The organism is Shewanella sp. 0m-8, assembly GCF_052977265.1.
Window position 1 is genome coordinate 1 of sequence record NZ_JBRIMB010000072.1, and the last position, 15984, is coordinate 15984.

Annotated in this window: 12 protein-coding genes; 3 read left to right on the forward strand and 9 right to left on the reverse strand. The window is 43.0% G+C overall.

Annotated elements, in window-relative coordinates; genetic code table 11:
• Positions 1-182 precede the first annotated feature (182 nt).
• Positions 183-854: a hypothetical protein gene (locus ACVBIO_RS20675; RefSeq protein ID WP_447159857.1), complete on the reverse strand. Its 672-nt coding sequence runs from the start codon at positions 852-854 to the stop codon at positions 183-185.
• 238 nt (positions 855-1092) lie between these two features.
• On the opposite strand from ACVBIO_RS20675, the gene ACVBIO_RS20680 reads away from it, so the two are divergent.
• Both ACVBIO_RS20680 and ACVBIO_RS20685 read left to right on the forward strand, forming a co-directional pair.
• Positions 1093-1419, forward strand: a complete 327-nt coding sequence (locus ACVBIO_RS20680; RefSeq protein WP_447160012.1) for an MGMT family protein — start codon at positions 1093-1095, stop codon at positions 1417-1419.
• 73 nt (positions 1420-1492) lie between these two features.
• Positions 1493-2278, forward strand: coding sequence for a DUF3108 domain-containing protein (locus ACVBIO_RS20685; RefSeq protein ID WP_447159858.1), 786 nt, complete (start codon positions 1493-1495; stop codon positions 2276-2278).
• A gap of 79 nt (positions 2279-2357) precedes the next feature.
• On the opposite strand, the gene ACVBIO_RS20690 is transcribed toward ACVBIO_RS20685, so the two are convergent.
• The gene (locus ACVBIO_RS20690) at positions 2358-3140 is read right to left on the reverse strand and encodes a class II glutamine amidotransferase (protein ID WP_447159859.1); all 783 of its coding nucleotides are present in this window, start codon (positions 3138-3140) and stop codon (positions 2358-2360) included.
• 247 nt (positions 3141-3387) lie between these two features.
• Between ACVBIO_RS20690 and fadE the strand changes: the two genes are divergently transcribed.
• Positions 3388-5835 carry an acyl-CoA dehydrogenase FadE gene (fadE, locus tag ACVBIO_RS20695; protein ID WP_447159860.1) on the forward strand — a complete coding sequence of 816 codons (2448 nt, stop codon included), beginning with the start codon at positions 3388-3390 and terminating at the stop codon, positions 5833-5835.
• A 159-nt stretch (positions 5836-5994) separates the two neighbouring features.
• On the opposite strand, the gene katG is transcribed toward fadE, so the two are convergent.
• From katG to ACVBIO_RS20730, 7 genes are all read right to left on the reverse strand, one after another.
• Positions 5995-8151 (reverse strand): catalase/peroxidase HPI, encoded by a 2157-nt coding sequence (gene katG, locus ACVBIO_RS20700; RefSeq protein WP_447173337.1) that lies wholly within the window; start codon positions 8149-8151, stop codon positions 5995-5997.
• Between the two features lie 780 nt (positions 8152-8931).
• Positions 8932-9312 carry a hypothetical protein gene (locus ACVBIO_RS20705; RefSeq protein ID WP_447167280.1) on the reverse strand — a complete coding sequence of 127 codons (381 nt, stop codon included), beginning with the start codon at positions 9310-9312 and terminating at the stop codon, positions 8932-8934.
• Entirely contained in the window at positions 9309-9701 is a 393-nt protein-coding gene (locus ACVBIO_RS20710) for a hypothetical protein (RefSeq protein ID WP_447169289.1), read from the reverse strand. The genes ACVBIO_RS20705 and ACVBIO_RS20710 overlap by 4 nt, the downstream gene beginning before the upstream one ends.
• A gap of 445 nt (positions 9702-10146) precedes the next feature.
• Positions 10147-11439, reverse strand: a complete 1293-nt coding sequence (locus ACVBIO_RS20715) for a serine/threonine transporter (RefSeq protein WP_447173338.1) — start codon at positions 11437-11439, stop codon at positions 10147-10149.
• Between the two features lie 1470 nt (positions 11440-12909).
• Positions 12910-13680, reverse strand: a complete 771-nt coding sequence (locus ACVBIO_RS20720) for a hypothetical protein (RefSeq protein ID WP_447173339.1) — start codon at positions 13678-13680, stop codon at positions 12910-12912.
• 833 nt (positions 13681-14513) lie between these two features.
• Complete coding sequence (locus ACVBIO_RS20725; protein WP_447173340.1) at positions 14514-14879, reverse strand: hypothetical protein; 366 nt, start codon at positions 14877-14879, stop codon at positions 14514-14516.
• 47 nt (positions 14880-14926) lie between these two features.
• Positions 14927-15640 (reverse strand): hypothetical protein, encoded by a 714-nt coding sequence (locus ACVBIO_RS20730; RefSeq protein ID WP_447173341.1) that lies wholly within the window; start codon positions 15638-15640, stop codon positions 14927-14929.
• Between the last annotated feature and the right edge of the window lie 344 nt (positions 15641-15984).

The window sequence follows — 15984 nt, forward strand, 5'->3', positions numbered from 1 at the left end:
AGAGTTCAGAGCGAGTGACAAAATTGTGTTCTAGGGATTGGGCAAGTGTGACCAGTTAATTTTCCAGTTTGGTATAAATCTTATTCAACGGCGCTTAAAACCAAAAGCCCATGTCGGTCTAATCAGATCAACATGGGCTTCTTAATGCTACGTTAAAACTCATAGCGTACCAACCGCACTATTTAAAATTGAGAGCGCACCGCAAACACCCACTGAGTGTCTTCGCTTTCAAAGCGATCAAGCTTTTCCCAATCATACTGATAACGCACAAGCCAAGACCATTGTGGGTTAATCTGATAACCAAGTGCTAGCCAACTTCTCGCCTCATAGCGCTCAACGCCGTCAACACCGGCATTACCCTGCAGGTAAAACTCACTATACCAATGTTCAGTCATCGCCTTTAACACAGTCATATTGGCATTGGCAGCAGTGCTGTCTTTATATGACTTAACGGCTAAATGATTCACCGCCAATTCTGTAAATACCTGGGTTGAAAACCAGCCCTGATGCTCGGTCATAAGTCCCATTTGGTACTGATAATGGCTGGCTTTACCTTGGGGTGTATCAGTTTTACCATGAACAACAGAGGCTCTAAAATTTACCTGCTGCGTAGAGTAAAGGTAACCTAAGTGCCATTTATCGCCGCCAATATTGGTATTGGCTGAAAACTTTTGGTGGCTTGTTGCAAAGCTACCACCAAGCTTAAACACATCGCCATCAAAACCAACATAGAGCGAATCATTCAAATTTAATGGATCTGCAATATGTCTAAAATCGCCTGCGAAAACTGGGACTGATGCAACTGAGAGTAATAACAAAGCCCCCAGAAAATGACTTAACCTCTTTACTGACATTATATCTACCGTCAAAAAAGCGCTATTATTACTTTAGCGCCAAGTATCGGCAAGAGCTTTTACTTTATATTACAACCCATTAACCCTGAACGATAGCGCCACCAAACCATTAACATTGGTAACGCTAATAAGCGTAAATATGAGCCATATAGAGCAAGATTATTGACCTTCTCAAGGTTAAATCTTACGGTAATAAAAGGAACTCGATTTGATTCAAAAAAGCAGTAAGCCTTCAGCAATGACGCAAATTTGGCATATTGTGTCTATGATCCCTGAAGGGAAAGTCTGTTCTTACGGAAAAGTCGCCGACTTAGCAGGCTTACCAGGGCGAGCTCGTTACGTTTCAAAAGCGCTTAAGTTAGCACCCGATGAATTAAACCTGCCATGGCACAGAGTGATTAATAGCCAAGGAAAAATATCATTTGCTGAACATAGCTCGCCATTCATTGAACAGATGCAGCGACTGCGCAGCGAAGACATTATAGTGAACCGTGGCAAAGTTAAGTTGTCTGAATATGAGTGGCAACCTGATATCGCAACATTAGTGCTTTCATTACCATTTTAGATGCTAGTGTCATTAATATATTGTATTAAAATTAGGCCAGTGCCAAATCATCCTCGATTGTAAGGAGTTGTCTTTGTTAAAAACGTTACCAGCTCTATTCGCTACTAGCTTGCTGTTTGTCAGTCATATTTGTCTTGCCAATACAACAGCATTAACACCACATACTGCAGAGTATCAAGTCAATTACGGCAGTATTGAACTAGGCCGCGCCCGCTATATCCTCGATGCGCCCGACGGCAACCTATTTCAATACCGTTTTGATAGTGATGTGGGCTTGCTCATGCTATCTGACCAACGTCATATACGCAGTGAATTTACTTTAGAGGGTAATAATCAGCTGATGCCTATGCGTTATTCAGTTGAGCGCACCGGCACCGGACCAAGTTTTAGAGAGCAAGCCGCTTTTGCAAAAGGCCAAAATGTTATCCATAGCCGATACAAAGATGAGCGAACCCAATTTCCTTATGACAGCCAGTTATTTGATCCGCTGATGGTTCAGTTACAGTTTAGACTCGACATGGAAGCCCATAAAGATGAACTGCATTACACCATGGTAAAAGAGGGCGAGGTCGATGATTACGCTTTTAAAATTGTAGGCAAAGAACGGGTAAATATCGACAGTGGCAGCTACCAAACCATTAAGTTTGAAGTGGTACGCAAGAGCAAAAAACGCCAGACTTTCTTTTGGATGGCGCCAGAACTTAGCTACCTTCCTATCCGCTTAACCCATTTTGAGAAAGGCAGTAAACAACTCGACATCAAACTGCTTAATTATCATTTTGCCCCCGTAAAGCCAATTGATGAATCAACATCAGAACAGGCTCAATTACATGATGTTCCTAGCAATGAAAAAGGCTAATTTCGCAGCTACAGCGTATCAAGTTCTAAAAGCTCGCCACACCAAACGTAGCGAGCTTTTTTATTTCAGTAAGCCGTTATTAACTGGACGAGCTGACTAACTCACCTTTTTTAAATAACTTCCATTCACCGGGAGTTAATACGTTCCACTGTTCGTTATTAGTTAAAGGCCTTGTGGCTATCACCGTGACAACATCGTTAGGTGTGGTCTCTTTATCAAAGTCAATCACCACATCGGTATCAATCAACTTAGCTTTGCCAAAAGGCGCGCGTCGAGTGATATAGCAAAGGTTATTGCTGCAATAACTCATAAGGTGTTCACCGTCACTTAAGATCATATTGAACACACCTAATGTGCGAATTTCATCGGCGAGTGTCGAAATATAATCATAAACCGCTAGCCTATCAGCAGGAGCTGTATCACCAAATGCCTCAACCACTTTGTCCATGATCCAACAAAAAGCCATTTCACTATCGGTATCCCCTACCGCGGTAAAACGCTTTGAGACAAATTTTTGCTCATAACCACTTAGCTGACCATTATGGGCGTATGTCCAATACTGGCCCCAAAGCTCACGCGTAAACGGGTGGGTATTTTCAAGTGAAACACAACCTCGATTAGCTTGACGGATATGACTTACAACCACTTCGCTTTTTATCGGGTACGATTTTATAAGCTGTGCAACATGAGACTCGCTACTCGGGCGCGCATCTTTAAAGGTGCGGTTACCTTTACCTTCGTAAAACGTGATCCCCCAACCATCGACATGTGGTCCAGTTACACCCCCTCGTTGGGCAAGCCCTGTAAAACTAAATACAATATCGGTCGGAACATTGGCACTCATGGCCAGTAACTCGCACATTAATCTCTATCCCGTTTATCTATTACTATCTTCTCTAATTACACCATTTTACTCACTTGATAGCCATTGTGAAATGTTTATCCCGATACAAAAATTTAAACATTTGTTTAAAAAAATCTTGTATTAAAATTAACTAAGGTTTAGATTTTGTGAGACACAGGTCTGACCACGCACTATAATTGTGAGGAAGAACCTAAAATAAGTGCCTTTAGCACCACTATAGGTCACACATAAAAGGAGAATTACAGTGACGACCCTACTTTGGATCTTGGCGATGATTGTGACGATAGGCGCATTTGCTTATCTCAGAGTCTCTTTACTAACTGCCACCTTAGGCACCGCGATTGTATTAGCAATTGGTACCGGAGCCGCAAGTGTAAGCCCATTACTGTGGGTAGTATTTCTTGTCATTGCTCTACCTCTTAATATCAGCTCATTTAGACAAAACGTTATTACTCGCCCACTTCTAAAAATGTACCGCGGCATCATGCCGGAGATGTCTTCCACAGAAAAAGAAGCCATCGAAGCGGGAACCACCTGGTGGGAAGCCGACCTATTCGCTGGCAAGCCTGACTGGCGCAAGCTACACAATTACCCAAAAGCGAGCTTAAGCGCAGAAGAGCAAGCTTTCTTAGATGGTCCAGTTGAAGAAGTATGTCGCATGCTAAACCAGCATCAAGTGTCTCATGAACTTGGTGATCTTCCTGAAGAGATCTGGCAATACCTTAAAGATCATGGTTTCTTTGCCATGATTATCAAAAAGAAGTACGGCGGTTTAGAGTATTCGGCTTACGCTCAATCACGTGTTCTGCAAAAACTTGCAGGTCTAAGCAGTGAGCTGGCTTCAACCGTTGGTGTACCTAACTCACTCGGTCCTGGTGAATTACTACAGCATTATGGTACTACCGCTCAGCAAGACCATTACTTACCTCGCCTTGCTAAAGGCTTAGAAGTACCTTGTTTTGCACTAACAAGCCCAGAAGCTGGTAGTGATGCTGGCGCAATTCCTGATTACGGTATCGTCTGTAAAGGTGAATGGGAAGGCGAAGAAATATTAGGTATGAAGCTAACCTGGAACAAACGCTATATTACCCTTGCTCCAGTTGCTACCGTACTGGGGCTTGCATTTAAACTGCGCGATCCAGATCAACTACTTGGTACTCAAGAAGAACTCGGCATCACCTGTGCTCTAATCCCTACCGATATTGAAGGTGTTGAAACTGGACGTCGTCACTTCCCACTAAACTGTATGTTCCAAAATGGTCCTACTCGTGGCAATGAAGTGTTTGTACCGCTCAGCTTTATCATTGGCGGCGTTGAAATGGCTGGCCAAGGCTGGAGAATGTTAGTTGAGTGTCTATCGGTTGGCCGTGGTATTACCTTGCCGTCTAACTCTGCCGGAGGCATTAAAACCGCAGCACTCGCAACAGGCGCTTACGCCCGTATTCGTCGTCAGTTTAAGTTACCTATCGGTAAGCTTGAAGGGATCGAAGAGCCAATGGCGCGCATTGGCGGCAATGCTTATCTAATGGATGCGGTGACCTCACTGACAACGACGGGTATTGATCTTGGCGAAAAGCCGTCAGTTATCTCAGCCATTGTAAAATATCACCTAACAGACAGAATGCAGCGATGCGTTATTGACGCGATGGACATTCATGGTGGTAAAGGTGTGTGCTTAGGCCCAAATAACTACTTAGGCCGCGGATATCAGGCTGCACCCATTGCGATTACCGTAGAAGGTGCCAACATTCTTACCCGTTCGATGATCATCTATGGTCAAGGCGCGATTCGTTGTCATCCGTATGTATTAGCCGAGATGGAATCAGCATTTGATACCGACGCAAGCAGGGGCCTACGCGATTTTGACACGGCTATATTTGGTCACATTGGATTTACCACCAGCAACCTAGTCCGTAGTTTCTGGATGGGTCTAACGTCGAGCCGCTTCTCTAACGCACCATATTCAGATAAGACTAAACGTTACTATCAGCAGATGAACCGCTTTAGCGCTAACTTAGCACTACTATCGGACCTTGCGATGGCCACTCTTGGCGGTAACCTTAAGCGTAAAGAGCGGATCTCAGCCCGTCTTGGCGACCTACTTAGCCAGCTGTATCTTGCTTCAGCAACCCTTAAGCGCTATGAAGATGAAGGTCGTTTGACTGAAGATCTGCCACTCGTGCAATGGGCTGTAGAAGATTCACTATACAAGTTACAATCATCGCTTGATGACCTATTAGATAACTTCCCTATGGGTCTAGGTGTTGCGCTGCGAGCTGTGATCTTCCCATTTGGTCGTCCACTTAAGCGCCCAAGTGACATACTTGACCATAAGGTAGCAAAAATCATGCAAACACCTTGTGCAAGTCGTGACCGTTTAGGCAAAGGCCAGTTCTGGACGCCTAGCGAACATAACGCTGTGGGTATTCAAGAACAAACCTTTAAAGATATCTTGGCATCTGAGCCTATCTACGACAAAGTCTGTAAAGCGGCAGGTAAGCGCCTGCCATTCATGTGGCTTGATAAAATCGCAGCTGAAGGTAAGGCGCTTGGGGTACTAAGTGAAGATGAGATTGCCTTGCTTGAGCGAGCTGAAATCGGCCGTATGAAGTCAATCAATGTCGACGATTTTGACCCAGAAGAGTTAAAAGCGCGCACACTTGAGTACACTAAACAGGTACAAGCTGCGTAAGCTTTTCTTGTAAGCTTCTCATGTAGGTTTGACTGATAAACTTTAGTAATAAGCACTACGAAAAAGAGGCCTAAGCTAATAACTTAGGCCTCTTTTTATTGGCTAATTATTGATAAATCGCCCTCATAAAAGACAATCAATACAGTATCAAATAACCAATTAGCTTAAATCGAAACGGTCTGAGTTCATGACTTTAGCCCACACTGCAACAAAGTCCTGCACGAACTTTTGTTTATTATCATCCTGAGCGTAAACTTCTGCATAGGCGCGAAGAATGGCGTTGGAGCCAAACACAAGATCAACTCGTGTTGCGGTCCACTTAACCTTCCCCGTTTTGCGATCACTGATTTCATACAAATTATTACCTGCGGGCTTCCATGCGTTATTCATGTCTGTCAGGTTAACAAAAAAGTCGTTTGTCAGAACTCCCGGATGTTCGGTTAATACTCCATGGCTCATGCCGGCATAGTTTGTACCTAATACGCGCATACCACCGACGAGTACCGTCATCTCTAGTGCTGAGAGTCCAAGCAACTGCGTTTGATCAAGCATCAACTCTTCAGCGCTGACAACATAATCGCTCTTTAACCAATTACGATAACCATCATGAAGAGGTTCTAAAACATGAAAAGATTCAATATCGGTCATTTCCGCCACAGCATCTCCACGGCCTGGCGAAAATGGCACACTGATATCAAACCCTGCTGCCTTAGCGGCCTGCTCGACACCAAGGTTACCAGCAAGCACAATGACATCTGCCACACTCACGCCATTTTTTACAGCAATGGGTTCGAGCACGGCTAACACCCGGTTAAGCTTTTCAGGCTCGTTGCCTTGCCAGTCTCTTTGTGGTGCCAAACGGATCCGTGCCCCATTAGCACCGCCGCGAAGATCAGAGCCACGGAAGGTTCTTGCACTGTCCCATGCAGTTGTGACCATCTCGCTAATACTTAGACCACACGCCATTATTTGCGCCTTAATCGACGCGACATCGTAATCACTGCGTCCACTAGGCACAGGATCTTGCCAAAGCAGTTCAGCATCTGGTACATCAGGGCCTATATACCTTGTTTTCGGCCCCATATCACGGTGAGTCAGCTTGAACCATGCCCTAGCAAATACTGCAGAAAAGTGTTCAGGATCCTTGTAAAAACGTGCTGAAATCTTCTGGTAATCGGGATCTAACTTCATCGCCATATCGGCATCGGTCATAATAGGATTGTAGCGCCTGGTCAGATCTTCAACATCGACAGGCTTATCCTCTTCTTTTATATTAATAGGTTCCCACTGCCAAGCACCTGCGGGGCTTTTATTTAGCTGCCACTCATGGTTGAGTAGTAACGTAAAATAACCGTTGTCCCACTGAGTTGGATGCGTTGTCCATGCACCTTCAAGGCCACTTGATACCGTATCACGGCCAATGCCCCGTTCGGTTTTATTTATCCAACCCAAGCCCTGATCTTCTACATCAGCACCTTCTGGGACAGGGCCTAATAACTCTGCATCACCATTACCGTGACATTTACCTACGGTATGCCCTCCGGCCGTTAGCGCAACGGTTTCTTCATCATTCATCGCCATTCTCTCAAAGGTGACGCGCACATCTTTGGCCGTTTTAAGTGGATCAGGCTTACCATCAACCCCTTCAGGATTAACGTAAATAAGTCCCATCATCACTGAAGCTAGTGGGTTTTCCAGATCGCGCTCGCCAGAGTATCGACTGCCTTCGCTGCCGCTGGGGGCTAACCATTCTTTTTCTGCCCCCCAGTAAATATCCTTTTCAGGATGCCAGATATCCTCACGACCAAAGCCAAAACCAAAGGTTTTAAGGCCCATTGATTCATAAGCTATGGTGCCCGCATAAGCAATCAAATCAGCCCAGCTCAGCTTGTTGCCATATTTCTTTTTAATGGGCCAAAGTAGACGGCGAGCCTTATCTAAATTGACATTATCTGGCCAGGAATTAAGTGGCGCAAAACGTTGATTCCCCCTACCCGCACCGCCTCGGCCATCTGCCGTACGGTAAGTCCCTGCGGCATGCCAAGACAAACGGATCATAAGGCCACCATAGTGCCCCCAGTCTGCAGGCCACCAATCTTGGCTATCTGTCATTAACGCATGCAGATCTTTCTTAAGTGCAGCAACATCTAATTGTTTCACCTGTTCACGGTAGTTAAACCCTTCCCCCATCGGGTTAGTTTTCCTATCGTGTTGATGCAAAATATCGAGGTTTAGCGCCTTAGGCCACCACTCCATATTCGACATACTCATTTCAGTGGCGCCGCCATGCATTACAGGGCATTTGTTGTCAGCCATAATTATCCTCCATCGTTTAATTAACCCTATCCAAACGAGTAAAGCGCAATATATTGGACAGTTAAGTTAACTAGTGTAGTTGCTTATGGTGACTTTTCGACATCATGATGGTTTATGTTCTGGCTTAAACTTTCAATTTTCTAAAGAAGCTTAGCCAAGTTCATTAGCAGCAGTTGCCATCTCTTAACCATCAATATCTGAGTACGCTTATACAGCGATGGGCTCGACACCTTTGTTATGCACTAAAATGGCTTCATCAATGACAGCGTATGAAAGAAAGTGTACTGATACTCGTCTGGAACAAAAAGATGAAACGCTTTTTAATGCCGCAGTCCCTTCTCGGCGCTATCAATAACTAGGGCGGATACCACGGAGCACCTATATAAAAAGCTGATGTATTAATAAAGATGGTTGTTTGAATGCTTTAGTTTGAATGCTTTAGTTTGAATGCTTTAGTTTGAATGCTTTAGTTGGAATGCTTTAGCTTTAATTGCTTTAGTCTGCCAGCAACCACTGACAGTATTGTTTAAACTGCTGTCAGCGCTTTTATATGCGGTGCTTATATACTCGCTGCATATAAAAGCGCTGATAATAACCTCTTACTTCAGTAATACTATAAGCTTAGTAAGAGGTCTAAATATGCCTTTGACAAAAAAGGGAGTCATTAACCTCACTCTAACTGTGAAAAGGAGTATGGGCGAATAAGCTCTTTTTTCATAAGGTGAACAGACCCACCGAAAAAGCTATGGATCTTCAAGCTAGTGAGACTACGACACAGGCTTAGTCGTTATCGTTAGCAATAGCGGTTGCTGCACCAATAATGGCTCCACCAACCAATACTCCCGTCAGAAAATTATCATTTTTATGTTTCCATCTGTCATGGCGGTTATCACTCAATGCATGACGAATTTCACGGCGTGCTTCGCGTTTTTCTCTGGCGACCTCACGGTAACCCTCACGAATTTCACGTTTGGCGCATTTTCGAGTCTTGCAACGTAAAACTTCACGGGCAGCTTCGCGTTTTTCGCGGTTAACTTCGCGGCTCCCCTCACGGATCTCTTTACGAACTTCATACCGACCAGCATTGGCATCAAAGCTTACAAGACTGGACATCATCAATACCGTCGATACCATCATGGCAAGTGTTAGGCCTTGTTTCATTTCTCGCCTCTCGTGTCTTGGTAAAATACGCCGGCACGTTTTTCAAAGTTTGCCAACGCTTCTTTGCACTCCTGCACATTGAGTTCAATATTGCTACCGTATCCAAAGCTAGCAGCATAGAGAAACGCTCTGTCACCCCCCAAGGTGCGACTGATTTCACTATTGATATTCATGGCCTCGGTTTCTAACTGCGCACGTTGCTCTTCTGTCACACAGCCAAGGGCTAAACCAGTCTGATAGCCAAAATTTTTCAGCCCTGTATCAATTTGCTGTTCTTTTAATAGAACGTCCTGTTGTAATAGAACGTCCGGCTGAGATGCGTCAGCCAAGACTGGTGTTGTTAATACCGTTATTGCTACGAGTAATATTATATTAGAGGTGCGATGCATAAATTTCTCCAGTTCCCCAACCTTTGCCTAATTACACTTTTTGAAGTTTAGCACTTCACAACAAGTGAGTAAGTTTCAGTGATTCTTCGCTGATGGCGTTAGTAGGCCTGTGTGGAAATGAACGCAAGCTGAACGCAGACTACAGGTTAGACAATACGACAACGACAAGGGTTCTATTTGATTGGCTGTTATAGCAGCGTTTGACTCATTAATCACAGAGACAAAGACATGAGTGTCGACATAGAAAAACACTGGCAGATAGCCAGTGCTTTAGTTTCATCGCCGAGTAAAAAATCACAACAAACTACCGTTAATCAAAGCATAGCCAAACAGGATGGCGACGATTAATAGTTTAAAGATCAATGCTGATCTTGCAATCTGTAAGGAAGGTCCATCTCAGAGGCTAAAGAGAACAAAAGCCCATGGCTCCTGTCCTCTTTTTATTTTACTGTACCAATGAATAGAAGATTGCCGAGATTGAAACTAGTCCGATAATCACTACAAAAACATTACTGATGGTACCTGAGTATTGCTTCATCGCTGGTACTTTCATGATGGCGTACATCGGCATGATAAACAGCAGCAGCGCGATGATTGGTCCACCTAGACTTTCAATCATTCCCAAAATATTGGGGTTGATAGTTGCGACGGCCCAAGTGGTCAGTAGCATAAAACCAGCAGTAACACGGTTCAGAATAACAGGGTTGACCTCTTTTCCCTTACCGCGTGCAGCCTTGATAATTAAACCATTAAAGCCTTCACTCGCCCCAATATAGTGGCCAAAAAATGACTTAGTGATAGCGATGATAGCAACAATTGGTGCGACATAGGCAATAATGGGTGTATCAAAATGGTTTGCCAGATAAGTTAATATCGACACATTTTGCGCTTTCGCCTCAGCTAAATTGGCAGGCGATAGGCTAAACACACAACTAAATACGAAAAACATCACTGTTACAACCATAAGAATATGGCTAAAAGCTAAGATCCGTGAACACTGTTTCTCAGCATTATCACCGTGAAACTTTCTACGATCGACTGCGAAGGAGGAAATAACCGGAGAGTGGTTAAATGAAAATACCATCACAGGTAGTATTAACCACAATGCCATTAAGATGGTGCTGATCCCACCTTCAGCAGGCATCACATTGCTAAATATTGACGTATTCCAGTAAGGGATTAGGTAAACAGAAAGCAACAGTAGCACGGCAACGAATGGGAAAACCAGTATACTCATCGCCTTGATAATTAACTGTTCACCTAAACGAACTACGGCGATCAAGCCAATAATCAAGATTAAGGCCAGGGTTGCGCGGTTAGGCGGAGTCATGCCTAGCTGATGTTGCATAAAGCTTTCAACAGTATTGGTAAGTGCAACACTGTAGACGAGCAAAATCGGGTAGATGGCAAAGAAATAAAGTAAGGTGATGACCTTACCCATACCGAGTCCAAAATGCTCCTCTACCACCTCGGTGATCCCAGCTTCTGGATTTGAACCCGATAACACAAAACGAGTCAGTCCGCGATGAGCGAAGAAGGTCATTGGCAGTGCCAGTAGCGCCATGATAATGAGAGGGATCAAGCCACCTTGGGCCGCATTAATCGGCAGGAAAAGAGTGCCCGCCCCCACAGCTGTACCATATAGCCCCAATACCCATAGAGTATCGCTCTTGTTCCAGCTTGATTTAACCTTGACTTGTGCCGAGGTATTTTCAGTTTTGTTAATTACAGAGTCCATTATGGACAACTCCTTAGACGGTTCTTATATGACCTTTTAAGGGTTCTGTTTTCATATCTAAATCACAGATTGCAGCTGAAAATATTAATCTCAGCAACACCGGCAACATAAGATAGGGAGTTTAACCACAAAGAGTGAATGAAAAACTGGCAGAACCTAGTAAAGGCCGCGCAGTATAGGGAAGAGAGTTAGGGATAAATGTGATTTCGAACAAACTTATTTAGGTTTTACAAATGAACCAACCTGTTCGTTGGTTTTTTAACCTACCGAAGAGAAGTTAAACTGCTACTCATGCCGATCTCGGCGTGTCATAGCGAAAATTGTCTCTAGAAAACTCGGACTCTACCTCAACAACAGAGCTCTATTGCTTGCTATAGCATCGAGCTGACTCACTTGCTTTTTAACAGATGCAGCTCACCACGAAGGATACTGAGGCCACGAAGGATACTGAGGCCACGAAGAAAGGTAACGGCTTGTAGTAGCTCACATGTCACTACCTCTGTGCGACGCTACAAAGCCCTCCCTGGCCGCTCAGCAGTTTCCAATAACCTCCCTGTTAAACGGCCAGTTCGGCATATATTCCTCTCGTTCGAAGAGTATCTCTTTTAGATACCTCCCCCTGAAACCGAAGCCCACAGCCACACCGACATCTGACTATTCATCTCTGCGAATTAGCCCACTCAGATGTTGATGATCACAGTTAATTCTCACTATTACTGAAACGGTTTTGGACAAAAGCTATTCACCACGAAGGACACGGAGCGCTACGCTACACGAAGAAAAGCAACAGCTAGAACAAAAAGGCTCGTCATCAAACATTTTGATCTTTTGCGCTACGATCTTCTCCGTGACCTCCGTGAAAGCGAAGCGCTTAGGGTAAAATTAGTGCTTTTGGAAAAATCATACTTACCTACATGTTCAACGCAAGTTAGCTCATTTTTGGACAAAAGTCAGTTGGAGCTTGCAGCTCGACTAGCCCTTACAGCGATATCAAACTTCGTTTGATTACAAAGCCCCAAAAGACTCGATATATTTTGGTTAAGAGTGGCATCCAACAAAAGTGGTTCCAATGGCCTACGGCCAGCGCATGTGCAGACACTTCTGAGACTCGCTGCAAGCACGTCCATGTGAGCTCAACGAACACATCCATGTTTTCGACGGTCTCAGCTGTATCTACACCGAGTTGGAACAGCATAATCTTTAATGTTTAGAGTTACGGCTAAAGCTCTAGCTCGTTTTTGGACAAAAATCATTTAGTGCTTAGGCTCTCAACTATACGGTTCACATTATCATTACTAATGACTATCTTAGGAAAGCAGGATTATTTTCACTAAGAGATAGATGGATCGCAGTTCATTACCCTAACCAGAGAATTTAGGTTAGGCGTTCTAGATGAACCGCCCTGTGCGGAGCCGCATGCAGGGTGGTGTGGGGGCTGGAGGTTAGAGACCTCCGACTACCCGATTAGGGCTAGTTAATTCTGTACTTTTTCCCGTCTTTTTGAATATAAACAGGTTTACTCGCAGTTTTAGCAATATCATAAAGATTAACGTAATCTTCTTCTCGAAAAGATTCAGGAATAAAGGCTAAATAAACAGACAAATTGCCATAAAAGATTATTTTACCGCAACAGGCTCCTGAATAATCTAAAGGACCTATGGCCCATTGAAACACCTCTGGATTTTCACCTTGAATATCAGTATTGGCAATTTCTTTCTGCATTTGCTCTACTGCAAACTCTCTATAACCAGCTCTGCCACGATCATTAATTGGGACATACACTACTTCGCATATCACTTTACCTTTGAAGCGTTCGCCAAGCTTATGAAAATACAAGCCTCTACCAATGAGTTCAAAACAATCATGTAACCGCTTAAGATCAGGTTTACCCCAAGCAACTTCGAGAACATCTCCATTTTCTAATTTATGAGATTTGATCTCTGAAGTTTTTAATACTTTCTTAAGTAATCGACCACCGCTTCGTCGAATAGCACGATCAACTTTAGTAAATTTATGCAATATTCCTATATCATTACAACCAATTATTCCAGCTAAACTAGCAAGTAAAAACTCATCATCATCAGACTTTTTACCGTTATGTTGATCACAGCTTGGAACTCTAATTAAATCTTTTCTTAGATTTTTCCCTAATTCTGTAGGAAAAAGGCATTTGGGAGGGACATGCTCACGACTAGTAGCAGCACTATTACATGCATAACAAGATTCTAAATTTTTACTCAACACTATACCTCTAGCCCTAACAGCTTATTCATTAGTCGCTCGATAACGTTCTCGGTAACTCGTTAATTTTTTTGAACAAATTATCACTGCTAAGGTATTGCTGTAAATAGATTTAGTCTAATTTTAGACTACATAAATTGCCTTATTGTCTGCGGAGAAAGAGAGCCTAGGGTGTTCAATGGGTCCGTGTATCACTTTTTGACATTTGTCATAAGTCTGATTTTTATAGGTTTTACAAAATGTTAAAAATTATCGATGTCCTAGCAGGACAGTTTTTGGCATCTTTATTTGCGCCATAAGCGGTGTTTTTGCTCACGTTTAGTTATACCTGTATAAATATCTAGCTTTATTTCAGACTACATGAGAATACGTAATCCACGTTTAACTTAAAGTTAACCAACTTTGGGGCATTTCCAAGTTGTAAGCCGAACAATTAAAGCCCAAATGTAAGTACCAATTATCCGGTGTAGGTGCGGTTGAGGCCGTCGAAAACAGGGACGTTTTCGTTGAGCTCACAAGGACGTGCTCGCAGCGAGCCTCAGCAGTATCTGCACATTCCCCCGCTGGAGGCGATTGATAACTACGAAGCAACAAGTTCAAAAACTCTACTTGATAACACCAACCCAAAAATAAATGTAATCAATCTTCATTTGAAGGCTAACTCACTTTGGGGCATAAACTTGTTAGAGTCAAAACTCTTTGAGTAATCATTGTCATCAGGGGAAGTATGGCAAACAATTATGTTGTGACGCAGCCATAAAAGGCACGAGCTTGCGATCGTCAAGCCACATCATATTGTGGTTATAATTTTATGGCTTTGTTTTGCAAAATTACTACCAACTCAATTTCTTTTGGCTAGCTTGCAAATTTTGAGTATACATCATCATAATTGTTGAATAGTTGCACATGTCAACTGCGCCCGCACAATAATCTTTTATTACACGATCCATTATTTTTCGGTTTGTTGCGGCAGTTGCTTGCTTAAAAGCATCGAGGTTTTGTCTTTCCATCATACGTAGTGTTGTGTCTTGGCACATATCAATCGGGCCTTCACAATAATCCTTTTTCACTCGAGCTTTGACAATCTCAATAACTCTTTTTTTCTGAGCATCAGAACCGTCAAACTCCATTGGATGAATAAAATCGGCAAATACGTGCGAAGGCATTATTGCTAGCAATATAAACAATACTTTTTTCATTGTTACTCCTATGATTCATTGGTATGAAAACCTGACTAACGCCGCATTCAACGGCCTGTTTGCTGCAAAGCCTTGCCTGCAGTGGCGGACGATGCTCTATTAATCAAATACTCTCTTATTAATACCAGCTCGTTTACCTGAAGAATTTCTCTTACCTGATTTTTAACTTCAAAGACAGTTGCATCTTCATTTTTTACTTTTACTTCATCCATTCCCATTAGGTTACTAAAGATGTCATACATATCTTCTATAGCCTTGATTCTTGTTTTATCTCTGCTCTTTTCGCCTGAGATTGCATCTACAAGATGTGATTTCGCACCAATTTTTCGGATAGCTTTCTCAAAAGGCATAAGCTTTTCTTCCATATCTGGTGTAATCCAAGCGGTATACTCAACCCTCAAGGAAGAAAGGTTTCCAGCATGCCCTAATACTTCTTTAGTTGGGCCCTCTTTGGTCAGAGTCAAAACTGTTTGATGAACCTCCGCCAAATATTTTTCACAAAACTCTATGTGTTTATCAAATACTGAATTAGCCATATGCGAAGTTGCACCAAGGTTAAATAGCTGCTGCTCTTGCTGTATTTCAAGATTTCTTTGATGCGCGGCGTGATCCCTTACTAACTGAAATAAAGCGGCAGCTAATCCTGCGACACTAGGCAATGAAGCTATTCCCTTATATACATCATTTATTGGGGCAAAGAATGTAACCCCCAAAGAAATACTGACAACAATAGCTATGCCGAACCAAAAAATTCTATTCAAGTATCGTACTCCTTACTACAGCTAACGTTTATATAGCGCGCTTACGTACCTAACATACCTTTTACTTAAGGGGTGTTAATGTAAAACTATTGATTTATAAGGACTCTATCAGAGTAATGCTGAATAAACGAGCACGATAAACTGAATAATGAGCATTGATTTGGATCCCTCATCACAAGTCATCAGTAATTGTCGTTCATCGATTAGTAAAAGTAGGTCAACAGGCTTGTTACTTATCTGTGTAGCTTATCAACTGAAACTAATAAAGGGGCATTTCCGTGTTAGACACCAAACCACTATGGCTTAAATGAGTGCTCCAATTATCCGGTGTAGATACGGCTGCG

Excerpts from the sequence above, each read along its gene's own strand:
- ACVBIO_RS20675 (WP_447159857.1), bottom strand. The coding sequence starts at position 854 with ATGTCAGTAAAGAGGTTAAGTCATTTTCTGGGGGCTTTGTTATTACTC.
- ACVBIO_RS20680 (WP_447160012.1), top strand. The coding sequence starts at position 1,093 with ATGACGCAAATTTGGCATATTGTGTCTATGATCCCTGAAGGGAAAGTC.
- ACVBIO_RS20690 (WP_447159859.1), bottom strand. The coding sequence starts at position 3,140 with ATGTGCGAGTTACTGGCCATGAGTGCCAATGTTCCGACCGATATTGTA.
- katG (WP_447173337.1), bottom strand. The coding sequence starts at position 8,151 with ATGGCTGACAACAAATGCCCTGTAATGCATGGCGGCGCCACTGAAATG.
- ACVBIO_RS20705 (WP_447167280.1), bottom strand. The coding sequence starts at position 9,312 with ATGAAACAAGGCCTAACACTTGCCATGATGGTATCGACGGTATTGATG.
- ACVBIO_RS20710 (WP_447169289.1), bottom strand. The coding sequence starts at position 9,701 with ATGCATCGCACCTCTAATATAATATTACTCGTAGCAATAACGGTATTA.
- ACVBIO_RS20715 (WP_447173338.1), bottom strand. The coding sequence starts at position 11,439 with ATGGACTCTGTAATTAACAAAACTGAAAATACCTCGGCACAAGTCAAG.
- ACVBIO_RS20725 (WP_447173340.1), bottom strand. The coding sequence starts at position 14,879 with ATGAAAAAAGTATTGTTTATATTGCTAGCAATAATGCCTTCGCACGTA.